Origin of the sequence: Brachybacterium ginsengisoli (assembly GCF_002407065.1) — a bacterium.
GTDB classification, from domain to species: Bacteria; Actinomycetota; Actinomycetes; order Actinomycetales; family Dermabacteraceae; genus Brachybacterium; species Brachybacterium ginsengisoli.
This window is the reverse complement of the sequence record NZ_CP023564.1, coordinates 1,312,492-1,338,748: the sequence shown is the minus strand read 5'-3', so window position 1 is coordinate 1,338,748 and position 26,257 is coordinate 1,312,492. Positions and strand designations below refer to the sequence as shown.

The window sequence follows — 26,257 nt, the reverse complement described above, 5'->3', positions numbered from 1 at the left end:
CTGCCGCCGTGTTCCCTCATGGGTGCACGGTACCTGTCACTTCTCGTCCAGACACTTCTCGACCGAGGCGCTGACCGGACCTGAAGGATCCACCGTCTGCACCTCGACGCACGCTCCGGGGAGCTGGGGCGGGATCGGCAGGGTCACGGAGTTGCGGCCGTAGACCTCCTGGAACACGCCGTACTTCTCATAGTTCTTCGGCATGTCCTTCCACCGCACCCGGTAGAAGGCCTCCTGGGTGACCCCCTCCGGCGGCTCCCAGGAGATCCTCGCCATCCCGGGCTCCGTGCCCCGCCCCTCGGAGATGATCTGCAGATCGAGGGCCGTCGGCTCCCCAGGAGCCTCCGGGGAATCCGTCACCACCGTGTTGACCTCCGTGGTCGCAGGGCCCTCCTCCGGGGTCACCACGAAGTGGCGCACGCCGAGACTCGCACCCACCCCGAGCACCACCACGAGCAGCGCCGCCAGGGCGACGAAGGGCCAGGCCGGGGTCGGCGCCTTCTGGGCCGACGAGGGTGCGCCGCCGTCGGCCGCCTGGAGCGGTGCCGCCGTCGAGGGCGCCCGCAGCGGTGCCCCGGCGGGTCGCAGCATCGTGGACTCGACGGAGGCCGGATCCGCGGAGCCGTGCGACGGGACCGGCCCGCCTGGGCGGGGCCTCTGCCCCGGTCCCGTCGGCGAGCCCAGCGCGGGCGCGACACCGGCGTAGGGATCGAGCGGTCGCCGCGTGCCGGGGCCGGTGAGGCCTGCGGAGTCCGGGTCGACCGTGGCGACCTTCCGGATCCGTGTGTGCATGTCGAGCTCGTCGTCCTCGGCGCTGTGCGAGGTGCCGACGGCCCGGTCGTCGAGCACGTCCATCTGCGTGACCGGCAGGGAGAGCGAGAGCTCCACCTGCTGCAGGCTGCGACCGAAGGCGAGCGCCGTGTCGAACCGGCCGGTCCGGTCCTTCGCCATGGCGATCGAGAGCACCCGGTTCAGCTCCGCCGGCACGTCGGGCCGGCTCAGGGGCTGGAGAGGTTCGGTCGAGATGCGATGGATGAGGTCCGAGGCGGTGTTCCGCTGACCCCGACGCTCGAAGGGCGTCTGCCCGGCCAGAAGCGAGTACACGGTCGCCGCCAGGGAGAACACGTCGGAGCGCACGTCGGCCTGAGGGGTGTCGGCGAAGAACTCCGGCGGGGACCACGGGATCGACATCCCCTGGGAGTCCTCGACGTCGTCGCCCTGCCCGGTGGCGATCGAGATGCCGAAGTCCGTCAGCGCCGGGCGGTTGTAGTCCGTGACGAGGATGTTCGCGGGCTTGATGTCGCGGTGGAGGATCCCGGCCCGGTGCGCGGTCTCGACGGCGCCGGCGATCTGGACACCCACCCGCAGCGCCTCGGCCACGGTGATGCGCTCCTTGCGGAAGCGCAGACCGTAGTTGGGCCGCGGGCAGTACTCCATGACGATGTACGGGCGGTGGTCGTCGGAGACCTCCGCCTGGTGGATCGTGACGATCGACGGGTGGGTCGACATCTGCGCCATGACGTTGGCCTCGGCGTCGAAGAGCCGATGGACCGACTCGTCGAGCACGTTCGAGAGCAGCACCTTGATCGCCACGCGCCGCTGCGGGCGGAACTGGCGGTACAGGAAGACATCGGCGAAGCCGCCGGATCCCAGGAGCTGCTCGTACTCGTAGCCGGCCAGCCGGGGCGGTCGTGAGGGCGGTCTCGAGCTCATGCCCTCTCTCCGAACATCAGGTGGACGTCGTCGCCGAGATCCAGGTGGTCACCGTCGTGGAGGACGATTCCGTCGCCCGGACGCAGACGGACCGGCTCGAAGCCCTCGCGATGGAGCGTGGTGCCGTTGGTGGTCCCGAGATCGAGCGCCACCACATGCCACCCCTCCAACCGCAGCTCGAGGTGCGACCGGGAGATGTCCTGCTGCGGGCTGGGCACGGTGATCAGCTGCGGCATGTCCTGGGCGCTGACGCGGGAGGCCCGCGGTCGACGGCCGATGATCGCTGTCCGGTCGAGCACGAAGCGCTCACCACCCGAGACCGTCACCGCACCGAGCGGAGGGCGCGTCACCGTGCGCGTCGGGCCCTGCAGCGGCGCACCGCACATCCGGCACGCGGTGCGCTCGGGAGAGTTCGCATGGCCGTTCGGGCAGACGGAGCCGGGCAGCGTCACGCCGGGCCTGGGACCAGCGCTCCCCATCGGCTGTGAGGAGCCGGCCTGCTGCCAGGAGGCGGCGGGCGCGGAGGGAGGCGATCCCTGCGGCGGCGGGCCCTGACGCGGAGGCAGGTTCTGCGGCAGGGGGGCTCCCTGGTGGTGCGGCATGCCCTGGTGGGACGGCATGCCCTGCGGCGGGGGTCCGCCCTGCGGAGACCGAGCACCGCTGTGCGGCGACCTCGGCGCCCCTCCCCAGGCGGGGTTCGGCGCCTCCTGAGCGCTCGGCGCGCCCATCGGCTGCTGGTTCGCGGAGGCACCGGAGGATGCCGATCCCTGAGCTCCGGGGAATCCCAGCTGGTGGCCGGCGGCTCCGGGGTTCACCGGCGTCTGGTGGTGGTATTGCTGCGGCTGACCAGGGGCGGCGGAGTAGCCCACCTGCTGACCGGCGGCGCCGGTGCTCATCGGGCCGCCGTAGGGCGGGGTGGAGTTCGACGGGCCGGGCTGCGCGGGCTGTCCGTGATGTCCCTGCGCCTCGTACGGCGTGCGCCGACCGTATGGTGCCTGCTGCTGGTGCGGAGTCGACGCCTGAATCGGTGCCGGGCGGGGTCCGGTGTTCGGGGCCGGCGGCCGCTCGGCCATGTGGACCTGAGGGTAGGCCGGCTCGGGAGCCTTCGGCGCCGCCGCACGACGTGCCGCGGCCTGGGCGATCTCCGGCGCGGCGCGCCCCACCCCGGGTACCCAGTCGATGAAATCCCCCGGGGCCGAGGTCTGCTCATCGACCGGTGCGGACCCGGCATCGACGGCAGCACCGCCGTCCGAGGACTCCTCGACCGCCTGCGCTTCGGCGGGGGCGTCCGCGGCCTCGGCGCTCTCGGCCGAGTCCTCGTCCTCGTCCTCGTGGTCGTCGTCCTCCGACCGACGGACGGCCGCATCCTCGATGCGTCGGAAGACGGTCTTGCCGAAGAGGTCGTCGTAAGCGCCGGTGTTCTCGAGATCGCCTCCTGCCGATGCCGTCGACGTGGTGCGGGGCGGTGCCGGCGCGCGGCGCGGGGCGGGAGCGGCAGGCGCCTCCTGCGCCCCGCCGTCCTCGATCGGCTCCACCTGTGTCACCGGGGAGGAGAGTGCATCGATCCCAGGACGGGCAGGGTGCTCCCCCTCGTCGTGAGCAGGCTCCGGCGTCGGGATCGAGATCGGCGAGGCGGGCGTCGGGACGGCGGCTGTGTTCTGCGGCCGCGCGGGAGCGGGAGACGGAGCGGCCGAGGGCGACGGCGCAGGCGCTGCAACGGGCGCGGCCTGAGGTGACGGCGCGGGAGCGGGTGCGGAAGCGGGATCGGGTGCCGAGGAGGCGCGACCCTCCAGCGCCTCAGTGCTCGGCGCCGTCGTGTCGGCGGGGGCCGCTGACGTCGTGGCCGCCTCCTCCTCGGGGGCCGAGGGCTCCGTCGTCGCCGGAGTCGGACCCGTCTGCGCGGGGACCGCAGCCGAAGGCGCGGTGCGGGTGCGACGGTCGAACAGGGAGGAGCTCACCAGGCGGCGTCTGCGCCCGGCGGCATTCTGCCCGTCCTCACCGCCGGCCGATGCTGCGCGATCAGGCGATGCTGCGGCGGCCGTCCCTGCGGCCACCGGTGCCGGTGCCTGGGTGGCATCCGCCGAGGACCCGGGCGCCGGGGTCGATGCGGCCGTGGAGTTGGTGCTGGTGGGGGCCACCGGTGCCGCGGAGGCCGGATCGGCCGACGGTGCAGGGTCGGCCGACGGTGCAGGGTCGGTCGCCGATGCCGCGGATGTCCCAGCAGCCGGGGCTGCGTCGTTCGCCGGGGCAGTGCCGGCCGCAGCGGGTTTGCCCGCTCCGAAGAGTCCGTCGAACATGTTCGGCGCCGCAGGTCCCGGCTCCGGCGCAGGAACGCTGCGGGTGGCGGCGGTTCCGACGGTGCTGCGGCTCGTGGTGGACGCGGCCGAGCTCGCGGGACGGGAGGCGGGAGGCGCGGGCGCCGCGGCGGCCTGCTTCGGGGCCGGTCGCTCCGCTCGACGCTTCTTGACCTCGGGATCCTCGATCGAGCGTCCGTCCTTCTCGACCTGCTCGGCGAGCGCGGCGCGCTCCTCCGCCGACAGATCAGCAGGATCCACCGTCACGTGGACGAACCCGCGGACCGGGACGATGCCGGCCTGCAGCCGCGGTGAGCCGATGCCGTCCTCGAGCGGGAGGTCGCCGAACGCCGTACGGCGGACCCCGTCGAGGGTGCGCAGCACGAAGGGCTCGTCCTCCGTGCCGACGATCTGCTGGGAGCCGTCCGCGGTGTAGACCGCGATCGGCGTCGTCCCCTTCACTCCCAGCACGGCCCTGTCCCCGTCGTGGAAGCCGAACAGGAGCGCCGACAGCTTGTCCGCGCTCTCGAGCTCGCCGACCTCCACCAGCCGGTCGAGGAACTCCTCCGGTGCGGGCTTCTCCCCCAGCACCGTCCACGCCGCCTCGATCACCTGCTTGCGGAGCCCGGGGATCATGACCGCCCATGAGCTCTCGCGGAGCACCAGCGTCGCGGGGCCCTGCTTGGTCCAGGTCCCCGTTCCGAGCAGAGGCGACGGGGCGTCCTGCGCGTCCTCGTTCATCGCCGGAGGCCGCCCTCGGTGATCTCACGAGGGAGGGTGTCCTCATCCACCTCGGTGTCGGCGCTGTCCGGGGAGGAGGGTGAGCAGTCGGCCGTGCTCTCGGAGGCCAGGGCCTGCCCGACCACCTCGACCGCCTCGACCACGACGACGCTGACGTTGTCATGGCCACCGGCGTCGAGCGCGCGGCTGACCAGGTCCCCGCAGACGGTCCGCACATCGGCAGGGCTGCGGAGCATCTGCTCGATCGCGTGGTCGTCCACCTCGCCGGTCAGACCGTCCGAGCAGATGAGCATCCGGTCACCGGTCTCGGCGGGGATCAGCCAGTAGTCGGGATCGGACTCGGGCCCCGCACCCAGCGCGCGCGTCACCATGTGCCGGTACGGGTGGACCTTCGCCTGCTCCGCGGAGATCTCTCCGCGGTCCATCAGCTCCTGGACCACGGAGTGGTCCACGCTGACCTGTTCGAAGATCTCGCCGGAGAGCCGGTAGACGCGGGAGTCGCCCAGATTCAGCACGACCCAGTACCCGACCTCGTCGAGGACCATCGTGGCCACGATCGCGACCGTGGTGCCGGCGCCGAGCGTGGACTCGCCGCTGAGGTCTCCGATGCGCACCCCGGCGCTGCGGAGCGAATCGCCCAGCTGCTCGACGGTGACGTTCTCCTGCAGGGTGAGCTTCTCGTACTCCTCCACGACGATCGCGCTGGCCACCTCGCCCGCGTTGTGACCGCCCATGCCGTCGGCGACGAGGAAGATCGGCGGGACCTCGAGGATGCTGTCCTCATTGGTGGCCCGCACGTGACCGACATGCGTGGCCGAGGCGGAGATGACTCGGACCGTGCCGTGGAGATCCGGGTCCGACAGGGAGCGGTCGATCACTGCACCTGCTCCACCGAGAGGGTCCGGTCGCCGAGAGTCACCTGTGCCCCGGTGGGGAGGACCGTCGGGGTGTTCGGCACCAGGCTCTCCCGAGAGCCGTCCTCGCGCAGGATGCTCGAGCCGTTCGTCGACCCGAGGTCCGTCACGGTCACGTCGTCACCGGTGCCGTCGATGCGCAGATGCGTCTTGGAGACGGAACGGGTGTCGTCCTTCATCACGAACAGCACCTCGTCGCCGGGTGCTGAGGGGTTGCGGCCGATCACGACGGCCTTCTCCACCTCCCGCTCGCCACCGTCGTCAGTGGTCAGACGCAGCTTCTTGACCGGGGGCAGCTGGACCGCGGAGAGACGGGTCTGCTCGAGATCGCCCAACGGCTCCTCAGCGGCGGTGAGGCGGGTCTGCTCGTCCACGCCGTGGTCCTCTGCCTCCCAGGCATCACCGGTGAGGTCGCTGGGGGTGTGCTCGGCGAACTGCCCGTGGGGAGTCGGCGCCTGATCCTGCGGAGCAGGGGCCGACGGCGGCCCCCATCCCTGGTGGGCATCGCTCTGCGGTTCCTCCGGGGCGGGCGGGGGCGGTCCCCACGCCTGCTGCGGCGCGACGGGCGGCTGCTGGGGCCCCTGGGCGTCCCAGGACGGCGCGGCAGGCTCCGCCGAGGTCTGCGGCTGCCCCCAGGACTGCTGCTGCGGGGCTTCCGGAGCGGACGGCTGCTGACCCCACGTCTGCTGCTGCGGGGCTTCCGGAGCGGACGGCTGCTGACCCCACGACTGCTGCTGCGGAGCCTCCGGAGCGGACGGCTGCTGACCCCACGACTGCTGCTGCGAGGGGACCGGCTCGACCGGGGGCGGCGCCCAGCCGCCGACGGACTGCTGCGAAGCGGCCGGGTCCTGGGCGGAGGATCCGGACCAGGGCGCATCGGCGGCGGAGGCGGCCGAATCGGTCGGGGCCGACGGCGCATACGGGCTCGAGGCCTGCGAGCCGCCCCAGCCGGTGTCACCGGAGGGCTGCGCCGGCGCGGGGGCCGAGGAGTCCTTCCACGCCGAACCGGGCTCGGTCAGCAGGTTCTCGTGAGCGGTCACCGCGACGGACGGAGCACCGAGGTAATGGTCGGCGCCCTCCCGTTCGAAGTCATCCGGACGGGGCTTCATCGGGTCCCGCCCGGTCTTGATGTCCGCCACGGCGGAGTCCAGCGCACGGTCATGGAAGCCGCGGAAGGTCTTCTTCGGATCCAGGAAGATCGACAGCGCCATGATCGGCCACACAGCCCCGTACAGGAGCCAGCGACCGGCTGAGCGCAGGAAGCCGAGGCGGCCGCCCTCGCTCGCGCGGGTGACGCGCAGCCCCATGATCAGCTTGCCCAGGCTGAAGCCCTTGGCGCCGACCAGCCAGATGATCAGCAGCGCGTAGGCGAGCGGGAGCGCGACTCCCACACCGATCAGGATCAGCGGCAGCGCACCGATCTCCTCCGAGGTCGCCACCAGCACCCAGCCGACGATCTGCGGCACCAGGACCAGGGTCCCGATGACACCGTCGATCACCGCGGCGACAAGGCGCTTGACCGCCGAGGCCGGCGCGCAGCCGTCCAGGGGCGGCTCGAACGGCGCCGCGCCCGGCGGGGCGCTCGGCGCACCGATCGGGGAGCCGGGCCCGCTGGGCGCTCCCGGGGCGGATCCCGGGGCGGATCCCGGATCGTTCTGCTGCATCGGAGGCTGGGTGACCATCATCTGATCGTACTGTCCCCTCGTTCGGAGCGTGGTGGCGCCGGGGTTCTTCGGTTCGAGCGACTCACGGGTGATGAGCTCGATGCCCTCGTCCGAGGACGTCGAGTCCTCCGCGCGGCCCAGGTCCCGGGACCGCGGCGCCGGCGCCTGCGACCAGGCGCCCGGGGCGTCGGTGGCACGGCGCTCATAGGGAGAGTCCTGGTATCGCGCGCCGCACTCCCCGCAGATCACGGCGCCCTCGGACAGCAGCGTTCCGCAGGTGCTGCAGTATCGCGTCTGGCTCATGAGGCTGGGCCCTTCTTCGTCGATGTCCTCTTCGTGCCGGTTCCGCGTGACGAGGACCGCCGACGGCGCAGCGCCGCGGCGCGCCGCTCGACCTTCTCCCGTGCCCGGGTCCGGGCGCGGGTCCGCTTCTTCTCGCTGCGACGATCCACGGACAGCCGGCGGAAGGAGCGCAGCGACAGCATGGCCCGGAGCCGCCTGTGCCACGGCACCGCCGCGGACATGCTACGCCGAGCGGCCATGACCTGCGCCCAGTACTCATCGGCCGCGGCGTCCGGGAGGTCGTCGGGGCCGAAGACGGCACGATCCGCCCGTCCCGCGAGGCTCGCGGCGCCCACCGCGGGGATGTCGGCGTCCAGTCGGGCGGCGAGCTCGGTCCGGGTGAGCAACGGATCCGGTGCACGGCCCATGTCCGCCATCAGGTCGAGGATCTCCTGCCAGCCGCCGTCGACGCGCGAGGGCAGCGAGCCACGGGTGCGACGGCGACCGCGTCGCCTCCGCTTGGCCAGGACCACGGCCAGAGCGGCGAAGAGCAGCAGCACGATCGGGGTCAGCCCGATCCCCACATAGGCCACCCACGACGTCTTGTCCTGATCATCCTTGCCCGTGTCGTCGGAGTCCTCGCTCATCGCGCCCGGCGGCGGGCTGGGCGGCTCGGCGGGCGGCGGCGGGGGCTGGGCAACCTGGGGAAGCGGGTCCTCGACCTCCTTGGGCTTCGGCTGCGTCGGATCCTCGTCCTCGTCCGGAGCGGGGTCGAAGCGCACCCAGCCGATGCCGTCGAAGGACACCTCGACCCAGGCCGTGACGTTCTCGCCGGTGATGGCGACCGTCCCCTCCTGGCCCTCGGGCACCTCGAAACCCATCACCACGCGGGCGGGGATGCCGATCGAGCGGGCCATCACGGCGAGCAGGGCGGCGTACTGCTCCTGGTCACCGATGCGGCCCATCGGCTGGGCATCGGGGACGTCCTTGTCGAAGCTGACCTCCTCCTCCATCATCGCCAGGAGTCGGCTCGCACCGTGTCCCGAGTTCGATGCGCTGTCCTCCCCGAGCCCGTGCGAGAAGTAGGCGTCCTCCTTCAGAGCGCGCGTCAGGTTCTCCATGCGCTCGTAGTCGGAGTCCTCCTTCTCATCGCCCGACCACTCCGTCGCGAACTGCTTGAAGGCGTCGACAGGGGCGTTGTCCGGCAGCGTCATCTCGGAGAAGGTGGCTTCACCATCCCGCTGCTCCTTGGTCAGCTCGGGGTACGGCTCGTAGGAGAGCTCGTAGGAGTCGCCCTCCTGGACTCCACGGGAGTTGACCAGGGTCTGCGACGCCTGGTTGAGATAGAGGTTCTCGGAGGTCACGCTGGAGCGGTCCCCGGACATCCCCTCCAGATCGACGCGGTTGGTGCGGCTGCCGATGGTGGGCATCCACACCCCTCGGTACTTGCCGATCGTCACGGTGGAGACCGCTTCGGCGGAGTCGCCCTGATGGAGGTCGACACCCGGCGCGGTGCGCAGGAACGCCCCCGAGGCGCTGTCCTTGTCGGTGCTGCTGGCGACGTTGTAGACCTGCAGGTCCCATTGGTCCATCGTGGCGAGGCGGACGTGCTCGCCGCTGCTCATCCCGGAGACGGTGAACAGCGTCGCGTCCCGCTGGTCCTTGAGATAGCCGCGGAACTCGGTCAGCGGGGAGACGTACTGCCGCGGATCGAAGGGCGGGGAGATGTGGTCTCGCGTGGCGTAGCGAATCGTGCCGGCGGGCGGGTCGAGCAGGGAGTGCGCTGCGACGGCGCCGCCGCCGGCGAGGGCCATGATCAGGGCGCCGCCGATCACACGACGGCGCAGCGCCGGGTTCTTCCAGGACCCCGGTCTCACCGTGTCCGAGATGATGGTCGACTGTGCACTGCTCAGGCGAGCTCCCTCGAACCGCCAGGTCAGCCAGGCCACCGAGATGATCGCGTAGAGCACGCCACGGAGCACCGGCGCGAAGGCCTGGTCCGTGCCGAAGACGATCGTGACCCCGATGAGCGCGAGCGGGAGGATCCAGGCGAGCGCGTAGAAGCGGCTGCGCAGCACGATGCTCATGCCCAGCAGCGACAGGACCAGCACGCTGATCCACACCACGGCGAGCACCCCCTGGGCGACACCCACCGGCGGGGCGACCGTGAGCACGGACTTCCAGCTGGTCACGGGCGCCTTGAGCAGCTCCCAGAGCGCTCCTGGGGTGGGCAGGACGCCCCAGAGCGCGCGCGTCAGCGCGGCGAACATCGGGCCGAACAGGAAGTACACCACCAGCAGCGCCGGGGTGAGCCGCAGCGGCCCCCAGCGCCAGCGTGCGCCGATCAGCGCGATCAGGGTGCCGAGGACCAGGGCCATGATCCCGGTCAGCAGATACTGGACCCCGCCGTAGACCTCGTGGAAGCCGAGCATCGCGAGGACGAACAGGCCTCCGATCACCGCCATGTCCAGGGCGCGGCGGCCGTGGGAGACGGTCGAGAAGTAGCTCGCAGGGCGCTTGGCCGCGGTGGTGGCGCTCATCGGCCCACCGCCCGCATCGCCTTGGCCAGGGTGTCGAGAGATCCCAGGGTCACGACGTCCAGCCCGCCGATCGCGGACCTCTTCACCTCGGCATCGTCGACGCAGCGGATCGCCACGGCCATCACTCCGATCGGCAGTTGGTTGGCGGCGGAGTTCAGCTCCCGCGCCGTGGTGTGCGAGCCGACGATCATCATCACCGCGGAGGCGTTCGGAGCGAGGTCAGCGGCCTTCTGGCCGAGCTCGTGGAAGGGGGTCCTCTCCTTGAGCTGCTCGACCACGGTGTAGTCGTCCATCATCTGACGCAGCGTCCGGGTGCTCTGGCGCTCATCGAAGGTGAAGGGGGTCAGCTCCTTCTCCTCGCGGAAGGTCTGACCGGAGAGGGAGGCCGCCGCCGAGACGGCCAGCTCGAACTCCTCGGCGCTGGCGTAGTGCTCGGCGAGGTTGTCCAGCGCGACCACCACATGGGAGCGGCGCGTCTCCTCGAACTGACGCACCATGAGCTTGCCGGTGCGGGCCGTGGTGCGCCAGTGGACGTGGCGGCGGTCGTCGCCGGGCGCGTAGTCGCGCAGGGCGTGGAAGGCGATGTCGGAGCTCGAGAGGTCGGAGGAGGGCGTCCCCTCCAGATCGCGGAGGAAGCCGCTGGCCGCCTCGTCGAGTCGCACGGTGCGGGGGTGGACGAACAGCTCCTGCTCCTTGGCCCAGGTGACCTGGCGGCGCATGAGCGAGAGCGGGTCGTCGCGCACGGAGCGCACCGGGCCGACCACGAGGACGGCGCGGCGCTTGGTGGGGACGGCGAAGAGCTCCTCGTGCTCCGCCTCCGCCGCCAGGCGCGGCACCAGGAACTGCGCCGTCGCGGAGCCCACGGCGAGCTCGATGCGGGACGCCAGGATCGGTCGCTGGGTGGGGTTGGCGACCTCGACGCGACCCACGGCGCGGGTGCCCACCACGACGCGATGGGACTGCAGATCCAGGGTGACCCGGTAGTTGGCCCGGCCCAGCACGAACAGCGCGGCGATCACGAGCGGCACGGTGAGCACGAAGGCGATCACGTTCAGCTCGGTGATGTGCAGCGTCATGCCGAGGAGCCAGCAGGCGGCCGCGGCGCCGAGGAGCGTCCACCCGACGGGTGAGACGACGTCGAGCACGGGATGGATGCGCCGGCGCCAGAGCGCACCGGCGCGGTCGCGAAGACCGGGGCCCGCTTCGCCTCCCGTCGGCGCGGTCCCGCTCTCCGGGGAGCGTCCGTCGGCCGATGCGCCGCCATCGGGGGTGGTGCCGTCGGCGGCCTCGACCGAGGCCTTCCGGCGCGCACGACGGGACGTGGCACGGTTCGCCGCGGACGCGGCGCGGCGGCGCTTCCTGCTCTCCGCTTTCGCCGCCTTGGCGTCGGCGGTGTCCGCGGGGACGGGGTTCGGGGAGCTCATGCGGACTGCTGACGCGCCTGGGGCGGCGCTACCTCGCTGAGGATCTTGGTCATGACGCTCTGGGCGGTCGTGCCCGCGAACTCCGCCTCGGGGTCGAGCACGAAACGGTGCAGCCAGACCGGCTCGACGAGGTGCTTGACGTCATCGGGGATGACGTAGTGACGGCCGTTGACGGCGGCCCAGACCTTGACCGCTCGCATCAGTGCGAGGGCGCCGCGGATGGAGACGCCCACCCGGACCTCGGGTGCGAGGCGGGTCTCCTCCATGAGGCGCGAGACGTACTCCAGCACCGCCGGATCCACGTGCACGGTGGAGGCCAGCTGGGTCATGTCGTTGACCGCCTGGAGCGAGATCCGCGGGGAGAGCTGGGAGCTGCGGTCGCGCAGTGCGGAGCCCTGGAGGATCTGGACGCTCGAGGCGTGGTCCGGGTATCCGATGGAGGTCTTCATGAGGAAGCGGTCCAGCTGCGCCTCGGGGAGGCGGTAGGTGCCGGCCTGCTCGATCGGGTTCTGGGTGGCGATCACCATGAACGGGTTGCCGACCTCGTGGGTGACGCCGTCGACGGTGACCCGCCCTTCCTCCATGACCTCGAGCATCGCCGACTGGGTCTTGGGCGAGGCGCGGTTGATCTCGTCGGCGAGGACGACGTTGGCGAAGACCGGGCCCTTGTGGAACTCGAAGGACTTCGAGTTCTGGTCGTAGATCGTCACGCCCGTGACGTCCGAGGGGAGCAGGTCCGGGGTGAACTGGATGCGGGTGCTGGTGCCCTGCACCGTCGCGGCGATCGAGCGCGCCAGCGAGGTCTTGCCGGTGCCCGGGGCGTCCTCCAGCAGCACGTGCCCCGGAGCGAGCATCGAGGTCAGCACGAGGCGCACCACCTCGTTCTTGCCCAGGACCGCCTGGCCGACGCTCTGGACGAGCTTGTCGAAGGTCTCGGCGAACCAGCGGGCCTGTTCAGGAGTCATGCTCATGGGGAGTGCTTCAGCTTTCGTCGGAGGAGGGAGAGGGATGAGGGATCAGGAAGAGGTCAGATGGTGAACGAGTTGGAGTCGGCAGATTGTCCGTCCTTCTCCACCCAGACCAGCATGGGTACGTACGGGCTGCCCCAGTACGGCTTGCGGTCGCTCCCGACGAGCGACCACTGACCCTGTCCGTCGGTGGTGAGGGTACCCGTGGTCGCGGTGCTTCCGTCAGTGGTCGGGTACCAGCATTCGCCGTTCGCCTTGATGCAGTAGCTGTAGCTCGTGTTCGGCTCGAGCCCGGTGACTGTGAAGTCGATGTAGTAGCAGTATCCCTCGGTGCAGTTCTTCTCTCCGGACGCGTCGCCGTCCCGATGCTGATTGATCACCTGCGGCGTCGGCGTGGCGGCGGGAGCGGTCGCCGTGGCCGTCGCCTCTGTGCTCAGCCCCTCGGCGTTCGTGGCCCGGGCGATGATGGTGTGCTCCTGCTTGCCGCTGCCGGAGACGGAGCTCCCGCAGGCGCCGAAGGCTCCGCCGTCGACGCTGCAGGTGAGGGTCACCGGCGTGGCGCCTCCGGCTCCGCGTGCTGACGCGGAGTAGGTCACCGTGCAGGAGTCCCCGGAGCAGGTTCCCGGCGCCGCCGTGATCTGGGGTGCCTCCGGCGTCGTGTACGGGGTGACCGCATTCGACGCCGAGGACAGTTCGCTCACGCCCCCGTCGGCCTCATAGCCGTTGCGGGCCTCGACGGTGAAGCGGTAGCTCGTCCCATTGGTCAGCCCGGTCAGGGAAAGGCTCGTCTGCGAGGCATCGACGGTCTTCGAGCCGCCGTTCCAGCGCACCACATACTTCGTGACCGTGGTGTCGCCGCTGCCGCCCGAGGCCTTCCAGCGCACGGTCGCCCGACCGTTCGGGCCCGTGCCCGTTCTCTCATCGGGCATGGACGCGGTGACCCCGGTCGGGGCGGACGGCTTCGACCACGGCACCACCGCATTCGAGGACTTGGAGGCGCCGACGCCCTCCCCCACCGAGTTCACGCCCTGGTAGGTGAAGGTGTACTTGGTGTTCTTGTCCATGTTCAGGAACGTGGCCGAGGTCTTCGAGGCATCGACGGTCTGCGACGGCCCCGAAGAAGGCGTGACGATGTACTGCGTGATCGGCTCGCCGTTCGCCTCCTTCTCGCTCATCGCAGGCCAGGTCACCGTGATGCCGCCGCCGCGCGGATCATTCACGCGCTCGGCGCTCGGCGTGCCCGACGGAGTCGCCGGCTTGCCCGCCGGATGCTCCGGCCGGGACCATTCGGACCAGTCCGACGGCTCCTCGGCCAGGTTCTTCGCACGGATCCGTACGCGGTAGTCCGCACCGTTCTGCAGACCGGAGAACGCTGTCTCCGTGGTTCCGCCGGGCAGCTCCTGACCCGAGATCTCCTGCGTCGCAGTGTTCTGCAGCTGGACCTCGTACTTCTGGATCGGCGAGCCGTGGTTGACCGGCGGCGACCAGGTCACGGTGAGCTGCTCATCGCCCCGCTTGAGCGATGGGGCTGCCGGCTTCTCCGGCCGCACATCCGGACGCGCCACCGCCGACGGCACCGAAGGATCCGAGTTCCCGACCTCGTTCGTCGCGACGACCTGGAAGGTGTACTCGGTGTCATTCGTCAGCCCCGTGATGGTGCACGAGGTCGACTCGCACTTCCGCGTCACCGCCGGGCCGCTCGCGCTCGTCACCGTGTACCCGGTGATCGGGGCACCGTTGTCCGCCCCCGCGTTGAAGGTCAGCTCGACGAACCCATCACCGATCTCCCCGATCCGCGGCGCCGACGGCGGAGCCGGAAGTCCTCGCACCGTCGCCCGGACCTCCCCGGTGACGAGGCGATCGGGATCCCCCGTGGCATCCTGCACCGAGTACTGAGCGGTGAGGATGCCGTGGTAGTCCTGGGCCGGCGTGATGACGACCTGGTTGCCCTCGACCGAGACCTCGCCGTCCCCATTGATCAGCGAAGCATCGGTCACCGTCCGTTCACCATCCGGGAACGGGTTGGAGGCGTCCTTGAGGACGTCGACGCTCTGGGTGGTCCCCGCATCGATCTGGACCTCTGCGAGCGGCGTGGAGATCAGCGGCCGCTTCGACCCGACGACCGTGACCCGCACCGACGCCGGAACGGGCGGGTTGGTGCCGTCCGACACGGTGACCGGGACATCGACGACCGTGCCCTTGGTCGCCGTCGAGGTGGCCGTCGCCGACAGCGTGGACTTCTCGAGCTCGATCCCCACCTCGGGGTTCTGATCGAACGCGCCCAGGGCATAGACGAGCTCGTCACCCTCCGGGTCCTCCGCCCCCGGCGCGAGGTCGATGCTCGAGACGGCGGCACCCTGCTCGACCTCCATCTGCGCGCCCTGGAAGGTGGGCGGGAGGTTGGAGTCCTCGGGCGTGACCACGACGGGGATCGCGAGGGTCGCGGTCGCGGCCGACGGATCACCGACGGCACCGTCGGTCACCTCGGCCGTGATGGTGTCCTTGCCGGAGAAATCCTTCGCCGGACGATAGACGAGGCTGGATTCCCCCGTCACCATCTGGCCGCCGTCGTTGTGCGGCGCCGAAACCAGCTTCGGATCCGTGACCTGCACGGGCTGCGCACCTGGACGAACCCGCACGTTGTTCGGGTCGGCCAGATCGACGGTTCCCTCGGAGCCGGCCTGGACCTCCAGCGGCTCCCCCACCCAGACCGGTGCCTGCTTCGCCGTCCCGGGAACCCAGATGTATCCCGCGGAGGAGAGACCGTCCACGTCAGTGATGACATAGCGGATCCGCTGCTGCTGCTCCTGCGGCACCACCCGGACGATGCCGTCCTCGCCCTGCAGCTGGACGCCCTCGTAGGTGCCGTCGAGCGCGATCTCGAGATCCTTGGTGCTGCCATCGGGATCCGAGTCGTTCTTCAGCACATCGACGTCCAGGTACCGGGTGTCCTGCTCGAGGACGTCCGCGGCCTCGACGAAGTCATCGCGGGCGATGGGTGAACGCAGCGGGGCGTTGCCCGCGACCTTGATCGTCGCCGTCGCGGAGCTCTTCAGCTGGCCGTCCGACGCGGAATACAGCACGGTGTGGGTGCCCGGCTCCGACGGAGTCCGGACGGTGACGAAGTTGTCCTCCTCGCCGTCCGGCGGATCGATCTTCTGGATCTCCGTCATCGGCTCGACGTCGTCGCGCACGAGGGTGAGCGAATCACCCTCGGGGTCGGTGTCGTTGTCGAGAACCGGGATCTGCACCTCGCGGTCCGGGCGCACCTCCACCGTGTCGTCGACCGCGTAGGGCGCCTGGTTCGTGTCGCTGGGGGCTGCGATCCCGACCAGCACCTCTGCCGTGCCGATCGCACCCTGACGGTCCATCACCTGGTAGCGGAAGCGGTCGGTCCCTCGCGAGTCGTCATAGGGGAGGTACTCGATCCACTCCCCGTTGGCGCTGACGATCTCCCCGAGCTCCGGCATGGGACTGGCGATGCCGGTGAGCATCACCGAGTCACCGTCAGGGTCGATCCCGGTCGTCGAGACCGGGATCCTGACCGGGGTCCCCGCCACCGTCCGGGCGGTGAGGTTGTCGGGCCGGGGCGCGGAGTTGTCCGCGTCCCTGGGAACGATCGTGATGTAGGCCAGGGCGGAACCGGTGCGGCCGGTCTCGTCGACCACCTCGTACTGCACCACCGCCTCGCCGACGGCGTCGTCATCCGCACGGAACCGGATCTGATCCTGGTTCGGCTCCGCGTGCCCCTGCTCATCAGCACGGGAGGTGTCCACGATGGAACCGAGGTGGAGATCGGACCCGGTGGGAGAGATGTCGTTCGCCGTCACGTCCAGGGAGACCATGTCCCCGGCACGCACCACAGCGCGGTCCGGAACGGCCTCAGGATTCGCGAACTGCGTGTCGGTGCCCGCGACCATCACCCGGATCGTGCCGGTGGTGGTGCCGGCGGAGTTCGCGACCTCGTAGGTCAGCGACACCGGCTCCTCGCCGATCGGAGCTCCCGGCGCCGCCTGCACCCGGATCAGGTGATGGTTCACCACCGTGGCCTTCAGTCCGCTGTCGGCCGGCAGGTCGATCGAGTTCACGACCAGCACCCCGCCGGTGGGGTCGACGTCGTTCTCCAGCGGGTCCAGCAGGGTGTCCGCTCCGGTGGTCACCGTGCCCATGTCGTCCACGGCGACCGGCACCAGATCTGCCTCCTCGGCCTCGACGACGTCGACGCGCACCAGACCGAGCGACGCGGTGCTCGAGCCGCTCGCGGCCACCGTGTACTCCAGGTAGTAGACGCCCTGAGTGCTCCCGGAGACGTTGATGACCCCTGCCTCCAGCACCGGGTCCACCTCCAGGCCCTCTGCGTCCTTGACGCCGATCAGCTCGAGACTGCCGCCGTTGGGATTCAGGTCGTTGGCCAGCGGCATGATCGTGGTGCTGCGGCCGGCGACGATGCTGACGTGATCGGCAGTGGTGATCGGGGCGAGATCGTCGTCCGTGACAGACTCGATCTGGACGGTGCCCTCGCCGGTCATGCCCTTCTCGTCACGGAAGGTGAGCTGGACCTGCTTGGTGCCGGGTGCGAGGCCCGCGTCGTTGAAGGTGACCAGGCCGTCGGGGGTGAAGGTGACCAGGTCCTCCGGCTGCACAGTGGCGTTCGCGAGGTAGAACGCGTCGCCGTCGGGATCCTTCCAGTACGGCAGGATGTTGAAGCTGATCTCCTCCCCTGCACGGACCTGGACCTTCGTCATCGTCTGGTCCGCCGCTTCGGGGCCGGAGTTCTCGCTGTCCTCTCGGACCTGGAGGGTGACGGTCGCGGTGTCCTTCCCGCCCCGGCCGTCGTCGGCCTGGTAGATGAAGGTCTCGGTGCCGGAGGCGTCCTCGTCGACCTGGATCTGCAGCTCGGTCCCGCCCCGGATCGGCGTGACCCGCCCGATCCCCGGCTGGTCGCCCTTCACCGTGACCGTGAGGATGTCGCCGTCAGGATCGGAATCGTTCCGCGTCACCGGCAGGACGATGCTCTTGCCCGGACGGACCCCATACGTGTCATCGTTCGCCGTCGGCGGGCGATTCTCCTCATCCCTCTCCGCCGCGATGTTCGTGATCGTGGTGGTGAGAGTCTCCTTCTCCTTCTTCTCCTGTTTGCTGGTCTGGATGTCCTGGGTGATGACCCAGTTGTCCACCATCTCCATGCTGTCCATGATCTCCCAGGACAGGCCGAACTTCTGATCGTTCAGGACCACCAGATCCTGATTCACCCGGAGCACGAGATCGGCCGCGCTGTCCGCCTCCGGGATCGTCGCCGCGACCGGCTCCTGGCCGTCGCAGGCCCGCACATACCGCTGGGACCCGCCCCATGCTCCGTAGGCGCAGCCTGCGACCTGTGCAGGAGGGACCACGGTGGAGCCGGACCCTCCTGCGGCGATCTGCTTCGCCTTCCCGCCGTCGAAGGGGATCACGAACAGGGCGTCGATCGTGGCGACCACGAACGACGCCGACGTGGGCCCGGACTGCTGGAGCTCGGCATCATCGAGCGTCGCGACGCCGTAGTCCGCGAGGCTGTACTCCTTCATGTCATTGCCGACGCGCAGAAGCTGGTTCTCGCGATCCAGGATCACCGGCTGCTCGCCGACGGCGGCGAGCTGAAGGGATTCCGCCGAGGACGAGACGCCAGGAACCTGGATCGGATCCGCCGCGGAGGTCTCACGAGTGGCGTCGGAGCGGGGGAAGGTGAGCAGCTGGCTGCCGTCGAGCACGAACACCGTCCCGGTGGAGGAGACGGCGACCGGCTTCAGCCCGTTGCCGGCCTTGACCACGGGATCCACGGCACTCGGGCTGAACGCCGCGGCCTCCTCCGGGGACACGATCCAGACCCTGCCGTCCGGCGCCGCGATCACCACCCGATCCAGACCGATCTTCACCGCCGACCCCGCCGGCAGCTCCACCAGACCGTTCCGGGTCACCGACGCCGTGTTAATCGGCGTGAAGCCCCGCGGACCGGTCTCCAGCACGTTGTAGCCCGACTGGATGATGTCGAGATCCTGGCCCGTCGCGGACAGACGAGCATCGAGCTCCCCCGCATCCACGTTCAGCCGGCCCAGCATCCCCAGCTGCTCGTTGGTCACCCACACCCCGCCGTTGGAGACCTTCACCTCCGACGAGGACAGCCCCTCATACCGGATCGCGAACCCCGTCAGCACCAACGCCACCACCGCCAGCACCGCCGACGACACCACCGTCACACGCCGCCCCCTGCGACGTTTCGGAACCGCGGTGTCGGACATGGACGTACCCCCAGGCGTTTGCTCTTCCGCATGTCCAGCGGCGACCTCGCCGCATCTCCTTGCAGACACGCCCCCGAGGACCCACCGACCGCATGCGCGACCTCGACCAGGGTACCCGGAGGCGACTCGGGTCACTACGCGGGCCGAGTCACCGCATAGGAGTCACACGCAGCGGTGGGTCCGCCAGAGCTCACCGCAAGGATGTTCGCGTCCGAACCCCGCTCAGCGGCTCCGTCGGACCAGCGTGGTCGTGAAGGTCGTCAGAGCCTCACGGACGGCCCCCGCCGGCAGCTCCTCGAGGATCGCGATGGCCTCGTCCGCAGTGCGCGCTGCGAGCTCGCGAGTCTCCTCCAGCGCGGGATCCCTGCGAAGAAGCCCTACGAGCTCATCCAGCGAGGAATCATCGGTGAGGTCGCCGTCGAGCCGCGCGACGATACCCAGGCTGTCGGGATCCGCCTGCTCGGCAGCACGGCGCCGAACCAGCAGGGTGGGCATGGTCGGAACGCCCTCACGAAGGTCGATTCCGGGAGTCTTCCCGCTGGTGGCAGCATCGCTCTCGAGATCCAGGACGTCATCGGCGAGCTGGAAGGCGACGCCCACCTTCTCGCCGTAGCGTCGCATGACGTCCGCGGACTCCTTCGGGGCTCCCGCCAGGGAGGCACCGAGGCTGCCTGCGAGGGCGAGCAACGACGCCGTCTTGTCCGAGAGCACGGAGATGTAGTGCTCGAAAGGGTCCTCTCCCTCCTTCGGGCCGACCGTCTCGTGGAGCTGCCCGAGGCACAGCCGTTCGAAGGTCTCCGAATGCAGCCGCACCGCCTCGGTGCCGATGCGCGCGCTGAGACCGCTGGCGCGGGCGAACAGGAAGTCGCCGGTCAAGATCGCGACGTTGTTCCCCCACAGGGCGTGCGCGCTGTCGGTTCCGCGGCGGGTGGGAGCAGAGTCCATCACGTCGTCGTGGTAAAGGCTGGCGAGGTGTGTGAGCTCGACGAGCACAGCCGCATCCTGGACGCCGTCAGCATCGACGTCACCGAGAGAGGCGGCCAGCAGCACGAGCATCGGGCGCACGCGCTTGCCGCCGGCATCCATGAGGTGGCGGCCGGTCCAGCGCATCATGTCGTCGGAGCTCGAGACCGAGTCCCGCAGGCGCTGCTCGATGGATCCGAGCCGCTCGACGATGCGTGCGGCGAGGTCCTCGTCGATGTCGGGAACGCCCGGCAGCGTGGACGGCATGGCTCTCCTGGAAGTCAGCGGGGCATCGAGACGATGCGCCCGCACTGTGAATGACAGACGATCAGAGCGGCACGCCGCTCCAGAACACCTCGTCCGCCCGCGCGAGCGGGGGTCCAGATGCGACTCCAGAGTCTACCGGGAAGCGCTCGGATACCGACGGGACGATGGCCCCGAGGTGAGCGGACAGACTGCGGCCGTCACCGGAGAGCAGACTTCCCGCCGGCCCCTCAGCAGGAGAACTCAGCACTCACGCCCCGCACGACGCAGCACTGCTGTACGGCGCTCCCCCGCTGAAGCCGTGCGCCGGCGGGTTCTCGGGCGCAAGAAAAGGGAGTGGAGGAGGCGAACACCCAGAAAAGGGGTTCAAGCACTCCTCCACTCCCAGTGAAGATGTCCGGCGGCGACCTACTCTCCCACACCCTCCCGAGTGCAGTACCATCGGCGCAATCGAGCTTAGCTTCCGGGTTCGGAATGGAACCGGGCGTTTCCTCGACGCTATGACCGCCGTAACACGATGAGACAACCATCCCTCACACCCCACACCCTCACAGGCCTGGAACGTCAGGGGTTGTTTCCCGAGAACCGCACAGTGGACGCAAACACACACAGCAAACAATCAACACAAAGAAATGTTGTTGTAAGTCATCGGCCATTAGTACCAGTCAGCTCCACACATTGCTGTGCTTCCACATCTGGCCTATCAACCCAGTCATCTACTGGGGGCCTCACGCACCCGAAGGTGCACGGATATCTCATCTCGAAGCAGGCTTCCCGCTTAGATGCTTTCAGCGGTTATCCCTTCCCGACGTAGCCAACCAGCCATGCCCTTGGCAGAACAACTGGCACACCAGAGGTCAGTCCATCCCGGTCCTCTCGTACTAGGGACAGGACTTCTCAAATATCCAACGCGCGCAGCGGATAGGGACCGAACTGTCTCACGACGTTCTAAACCCAGCTCGCGTACCGCTTTAATGGGCGAACAGCCCAACCCTTGGGACCAACTCCAGCCCCAGGATGCGACGAGCCGACATCGAGGTGCCAAACCATGCCGTCGATATGAGCTCTTGGGCAAGATCAGCCTGTTATCCCCGGGGTACCTTTTATCCGTTGAGCGACACCCATTCCACAATGAGGTGCCGGATCACTAGTTCCTGCTTTCGCACCTGCCCGACATGTCTGTCTCGCAGTCAAGCTCCCTTGTGCACTTACACTCAACACCTGATTGCCAACCAGGCTGAGGGAACCTTTGAGCGCCTCCGTTACTCTTTAGGAGGCAACCGCCCCAGTTAAACTACCCATCAGACACTGTCCCTGATCCGGATCACGGACCGAGGTTAGGAATCCAGAACGACCAGAGTGGTATTTCAACAATGACTCCACACTCACTGGCGTGAATGCTTCCCAGTCTCCCACCTATCCTACACAAGCCGTCCCGAACACCAATATCAAACTATAGTAAAGGTCCCGGGGTCTTTCCGTCCTGCTGCGCGTAACGAGCATCTTTACTCGTAATGCAATTTCGCCGAGTTCGCGGTTGAGACAGTGGAGAAGTCGTTACGCCATTCGTGCAGGTCGGAACTTACCCGACAAGGAATTTCGCTACCTTAGGATGGTTATAGTTACCACCGCCGTTTACTGGGGCTTAAATTCTCAGCTTCGAACTCCGAAGAGCTCTAACCGGTCCTCTTAACCTTCCAGCACCGGGCAGGCGTCAGTCCGTATACAGCGTCTTACGACTTCGCACGGACCTGTGTTTTTAGTAAACAGTCGCTTCTCCCTGGTCTCTGCGGCCCTCAGAGCTCTCACTCCTTGGGCCCCCTTCTCCCGAAGTTACGGGGGCATTTTGCCGAGTTCCTTAACCACGATTCTCTCGAACGCCTTGGTATTCTCTACCTGATCACCTGAGTCGGTTTAGGGTACGGGCGACCGTATTCGTCACGCCGGAACTTTTCTTGGCAGTACAGGATCACTCACCTACGCCCATACGGGATCCCCATCACGTCTGACCCTTGATGACCCCAGCATTACCCGGGGTCGGGCTGCACGCTTAGACGGACTATTCCATTAAGTCCGCGGAAGCTACCTCTCTGCGTCATCCCACGCGCTGACCTACTACAACCTTGGTTCCCAGCCTCACCACTCTCCACACCCCGAAGGGCATGGGAACAGCTCGGGTGGTTAGCATCGACTGCCTCGGTATGGGTCCTCCTACGATCGGTTCGGGAATATCAACCCGATGTCCATCGACTACGCCTGTCGGCCTCGCCTTAGGTCCCGACTAACCCAGGGCGGATAAACCTGGCCCTGGAACCCTTGATCAATCGGCGGACGGGTTTCTCACCCGTCTTTCGCTACTCATGCCTGCATTCTCACTCGTGCAGCCTCCACCACTGGGTTCCCCCGCGGCTTCGCTGGCTGCACGACGCTCCCCTACCCATCCCGGAAAAATCCGAAATGACACAGCTTCGGCGGTGTGCTTGAGCCCCGCTAAATTGTCGGCGCAGAATCACTTGACCAGTGAGCTATTACGCACTCTTTCAAGGGTGGCTGCTTCTAAGCCAACCTCCTGGTTGTCTCAGCAACTCCACATCCTTTTCCACTTAGCACACGCTTAGGGGCCTTAGCTGATGTTCTGGGCTGTTTCCCTCTCGACCATGAAGCTTATCCCCCACAGTCTCACTGCTGCGCTCTCACGTACCGGCATTCGGAGTTTGGCTAAGGTCAGTAACCCGGTGGGGCCCATCGCCTATCCAGTGCTCTACCTCCGGCACGAAACACGCAACGCTGCACCTAAATGCATTTCGGGGAGAACCAGCTATCACGAAGTTTGATTGGCCTTTCACCCCTATCCACAGGTCATCCCCTCCATTTTCAACTGAAGTGGGTTCGCGCCTCCACGCGGTCTTACCCGCGCTTCACACTGCCCATGGATAGATCACTTCGCTTCGGGTCTAGAGCCGGCGACTGAACGCCCCGTTCAGACTCGCTTTCGCTACGGCTACCCCACACGGGTTAACCTCGCCACCGACCACTAACTCGCAGGCTCATTCTTCAAAAGGCACGCCGTCACCCCTAAAGGCTCCGACGGATTGTAAGCGCACGGTTTCAGGTACTATTTCACTCCCCTCCCGGGGTGCTTTTCACCTTTCCCTCACGGTACTTGTCCGCTATCGGTCAAGAGGTAGTATTCAGGCTTACCAGGTGGTCCTGGCAGATTCACACCGGATTTCACGGGCCCGGTGCTACTCGGGAACAGCGTCACGCCATGCATTGGTTTCGTCTACGGGGGTCACACCCTCTACGCCGTCGCACTCAACACGACTTCGACTACCACTACACGTACACGTCGATGAGCCGGCAGACCCATCAGACACGTCCCACAACCCCCAACCTGCAACCCCTGCCGGGTATCACACAGACCAGGTTTAGCCTCTTCCGCTTTCGCTCGCCACTACTCACGGAATCACTGTTGTTTTCTCTTCCTGCGGGTACTGAGATGTTTCACTTCCCCGCGTTCCCTCCACACCGCCTATACATTCAGCGGCGGGTACCACGACATGACTCGTGGTGGGTTTCCCCATTCGGACATCCTCGGATCACAGTTTGGTTGTCAACTCCCCGAGGCTTAACGCAGACTCCCACGTCCTTCGTCGGCTCCTCTTGCCAAGGCATCCACCGTGCGCCCTTTAAAACTTACGGCAACACAAAGACTCTTTGCGCTTAAAAATTGCTTACAAGATGCTCGCGTCCACTATGCAGTTCTCAAAAAACAACCCCACACCAACACCACCCCGCATTCGCAGCAGTGACATCAGGGAGGAACAGCCACACACCCCACAACCCCCACCAGACTCCGAAAAGCCCGACAAGGATCATGAAGCCGCGTGCAGCCTCACAACCCAATAGCGTGTCTCCACCTCAAACCCCTCCAGCAATCCGTGTTCCAGACCATTCCGAAGAACAGCCGTACTGACGAACAACGCCGAGAAGCGAAGTGCCCATTCATTGATGTTCCACCCTTGAGCAACCACCCCCACCACACTCGGGCAGGCAGATGGCCACCATAATTGGTGATGCTCCTTAGAAAGGAGGTGATCCAGCCGCACCTTCCGGTACGGCTACCTTGTTACGACTTAGTCCCAATCACCGATCCCACCTTAGACAGCTCCCTCACGAGGATGGGCCACTGGCTTCGGGTGTTACCGACTTTCGTGACTTGACGGGCGGTGTGTACAAGGCCCGGGAACGTATTCACCGCAGCGTTGCTGATCTGCGATTACTAGCGACTCCGACTTCATGGGGTCGAGTTGCAGACCCCAATCCGAACTGAGGCCGGCTTTTTGGGATTCGCTCCACCTCACAGTTTCGCAACCCATTGTACCGACCATTGTAGCATGCTTGAAGCCCAAGACATAAGGGGCATGATGATTTGACGTCGTCCCCACCTTCCTCCGAGTTGACCCCGGCAGTCTCCTATGAGTCCCCACCATGACGTGCTGGCAACATAGAACAAGGGTTGCGCTCGTTGCGGGACTTAACCCAACATCTCACGACACGAGCTGACGACAACCATGCACCACCTGTGCACCAGTCCGAAGAAAACTCCATCTCTGGAGTCGTCCGGTGCATGTCAAGCCTTGGTAAGGTTCTTCGCGTTGCATCGAATTAATCAGCATGCTCCGCCGCTTGTGCGGGCCCCCGTCAATTCCTTTGAGTTTTAGCCTTGCGGCCGTACTCCCCAGGCGGGGCACTTAATGCGTTAGCTACGACGCGGAAAACGTGGAATGTCCCCCACATCTAGTGCCCAACGTTTACGGCATGGACTACCAGGGTATCTAATCCTGTTCGCTACCCATGCTTTCGCTCCTCAGTGTCAGTAATGGCCCAGAGACCTGCCTTCGCCATCGGTGTTCTTCCTGATATCTGCGCATTTCACCGCTACACCAGGAGTTCCAGTCTCCCCTACCACACTCTAGCCTGCCCGTACCCACCGCACGCCCGAGGTTGAGCCTCGGGTTTTCACGGCAGACGCGACAAGCCACCTACGAGCTCTTTACGCCCAATAATTCCGGACAACGCTTGCGCCCTACGTATTACCGCGGCTGCTGGCACGTAGTTAGCCGGCGCTTCTTCTGCAGGTACCGTCACTTTCGCTTCTTCCCTACTGAAAGGGGTTTACAACCCGAAGGCCGTCATCCCCCACGCGGCGTCGCTGCATCAGGCTTTCGCCCATTGTGCAATATTCCCCACTGCTGCCTCCCGTAGGAGTCTGGGCCGTGTCTCAGTCCCAGTGTGGCCGGTCGCCCTCTCAGGCCGGCTACCCGTCATCGCCTTGGTGAGCCATTACCTCACCAACAAACTGATAGGCCGCGAGTCCATCCTTCACCGATAAATCTTTCCAACCCCCGCCATGCGGAAGGAGCTCATATCCGGTATTAGCCACGATTTCCCGAGGTTATCCCGAAGTGAAGGGCAGGTTACTCACGTGTTACTCACCCGTTCGCCACTAATCAGGTGATGCAAGCACCACCGTCATCGTTCGACTTGCATGTGTTAAGCACGCCGCCAGCGTTCGTCCTGAGCCAGGATCAAACTCTCCATGAAAAAACATGAAAAACAATATCCTGACAAAATAAACAAACAACCAGCAAATTAAACTGCTGTATCATCCGTATAATATTGCCATTCAAACTAAATGGCATCAATAAACAGACACGCTATTGAGATATCAAGCAACACGCGCACATCGTTCTGTCCCCGCATCTGCGGTTCGAGTCAGAGGCTCTTGTTGTGCCGGCGGACGAATCCGCTGGACGACCTTCATGCTTCGTCGTCCCGGCGCGAGTCACTACCTTAGCAGTGTTTCGCGGCCCAGTCCAACTCCGCTGCGTGTGTCCCCGGTCTCGTTCGGATCGGGGTGCGATCCTCCCTGTGACCTGGTCACGCTCACCGTTCCGATCTCTCGGTCCGGCGGTCCTCAGCGCTTCCCGCTCCCCGGCGTTCCGTCCGACCTCCGAGGAGGCGTTCGTCCCGCCGTGTCTGCGTTCTCGCTGCTGACAAGAAAGAACATTACGTGTCCCGGCGGGGGCCGTCAAACCCGTCGATTCAGCCTCCGTTCACCCCGAATCTGACGTATCGATGCAGGTCGCACCGCATTTTGCTCCGTCCGGAAAGCGCTCGTTCATCCGGATGTGACCCACGTCTGAGAG

Annotated in this window: 9 protein-coding genes and 3 rRNA genes; all 12 read right to left on the bottom strand. The window is 67.1% G+C overall.

Annotation, left to right across the window (positions count from 1 at the left end):
- Positions 1-36 precede the first annotated feature (36 nt).
- Entirely contained in the window at positions 37-1,713 is a 1,677-nt protein-coding gene (locus tag CFK41_RS05885) for a serine/threonine-protein kinase (protein WP_096798824.1), read from the bottom strand.
- Positions 1,710-4,748, bottom strand: a complete 3,039-nt coding sequence (locus CFK41_RS05880; RefSeq protein WP_096798823.1) for an FHA domain-containing protein — start codon at positions 4,746-4,748, stop codon at positions 1,710-1,712. Before CFK41_RS05880 ends, CFK41_RS05885 begins: the two co-directional genes overlap by 4 nt.
- Entirely contained in the window at positions 4,745-5,626 is an 882-nt protein-coding gene (locus tag CFK41_RS05875) for a PP2C family protein-serine/threonine phosphatase (protein WP_096798822.1), read from the bottom strand. Before CFK41_RS05875 ends, CFK41_RS05880 begins: the two co-directional genes overlap by 4 nt.
- Positions 5,623-7,629: an RDD family protein gene (locus tag CFK41_RS18225; protein WP_096798821.1), complete on the bottom strand. Its 2,007-nt coding sequence runs from the start codon at positions 7,627-7,629 to the stop codon at positions 5,623-5,625. Before CFK41_RS18225 ends, CFK41_RS05875 begins: the two co-directional genes overlap by 4 nt.
- Positions 7,626-10,148 carry a transglutaminase domain-containing protein gene (locus CFK41_RS05865; RefSeq protein WP_096798820.1) on the bottom strand — a complete coding sequence of 841 codons (2,523 nt, stop codon included), beginning with the start codon at positions 10,146-10,148 and terminating at the stop codon, positions 7,626-7,628. Before CFK41_RS05865 ends, CFK41_RS18225 begins: the two co-directional genes overlap by 4 nt.
- The gene (locus CFK41_RS05860; protein WP_096798819.1) at positions 10,145-11,572 is read right to left on the bottom strand and encodes a DUF58 domain-containing protein; all 1,428 of its coding nucleotides are present in this window, start codon (positions 11,570-11,572) and stop codon (positions 10,145-10,147) included. Before CFK41_RS05860 ends, CFK41_RS05865 begins: the two co-directional genes overlap by 4 nt.
- Positions 11,569-12,543 (bottom strand): AAA family ATPase, encoded by a 975-nt coding sequence (locus CFK41_RS05855; RefSeq protein ID WP_151904688.1) that lies wholly within the window; start codon positions 12,541-12,543, stop codon positions 11,569-11,571. The genes CFK41_RS05860 and CFK41_RS05855 overlap by 4 nt, the downstream gene beginning before the upstream one ends.
- A 56-nt stretch (positions 12,544-12,599) precedes the next feature.
- On the bottom strand, positions 12,600-18,818 hold the full coding sequence (locus tag CFK41_RS05850) for an Ig-like domain-containing protein (protein ID WP_096798818.1): 6,219 nt from the start codon (positions 18,816-18,818) through the stop codon (positions 12,600-12,602).
- Positions 18,819-19,040: 222 nt separating this feature from the next.
- Entirely contained in the window at positions 19,041-20,048 is a 1,008-nt protein-coding gene (locus tag CFK41_RS05845; RefSeq protein WP_096798817.1) for a polyprenyl synthetase family protein, read from the bottom strand.
- A 392-nt stretch (positions 20,049-20,440) separates the two neighbouring features.
- Positions 20,441-20,557 (bottom strand): 5S ribosomal RNA (gene rrf, locus CFK41_RS05840).
- 124 nt (positions 20,558-20,681) lie between these two features.
- Positions 20,682-23,747: ribosomal RNA gene (locus tag CFK41_RS05835) — 23S ribosomal RNA — on the bottom strand.
- Between the two features lie 385 nt (positions 23,748-24,132).
- A 16S ribosomal RNA gene (locus tag CFK41_RS05830) occupies positions 24,133-25,652 on the bottom strand.
- The 16S, 23S and 5S rRNA genes sit together here, the layout of an rRNA operon.
- Positions 25,653-26,257: the final 605 nt, after the last annotated feature.

What these genes read in the sequence shown, in the direction of transcription:
- CFK41_RS05885 (WP_096798824.1), bottom strand. Translation starts at nt 1,713, where the DNA reads ATGAGCTCGAGACCGCCCTCACGACCGCCCCGGCTGGCCGGCTACGAG.
- CFK41_RS05880 (WP_096798823.1), bottom strand. Translation starts at nt 4,748, where the DNA reads ATGAACGAGGACGCGCAGGACGCCCCGTCGCCTCTGCTCGGAACGGGG.
- CFK41_RS18225 (WP_096798821.1), bottom strand. Translation starts at nt 7,629, where the DNA reads ATGAGCCAGACGCGATACTGCAGCACCTGCGGAACGCTGCTGTCCGAG.
- CFK41_RS05865 (WP_096798820.1), bottom strand. Translation starts at nt 10,148, where the DNA reads ATGAGCGCCACCACCGCGGCCAAGCGCCCTGCGAGCTACTTCTCGACC.
- CFK41_RS05860 (WP_096798819.1), bottom strand. Translation starts at nt 11,572, where the DNA reads ATGAGCTCCCCGAACCCCGTCCCCGCGGACACCGCCGACGCCAAGGCG.
- CFK41_RS05855 (WP_151904688.1), bottom strand. Translation starts at nt 12,543, where the DNA reads ATGAGCATGACTCCTGAACAGGCCCGCTGGTTCGCCGAGACCTTCGAC.
- CFK41_RS05850 (WP_096798818.1), bottom strand. Translation starts at nt 18,818, where the DNA reads ATGTCCGACACCGCGGTTCCGAAACGTCGCAGGGGGCGGCGTGTGACG.
- CFK41_RS05845 (WP_096798817.1), bottom strand. Translation starts at nt 20,048, where the DNA reads ATGCCGTCCACGCTGCCGGGCGTTCCCGACATCGACGAGGACCTCGCC.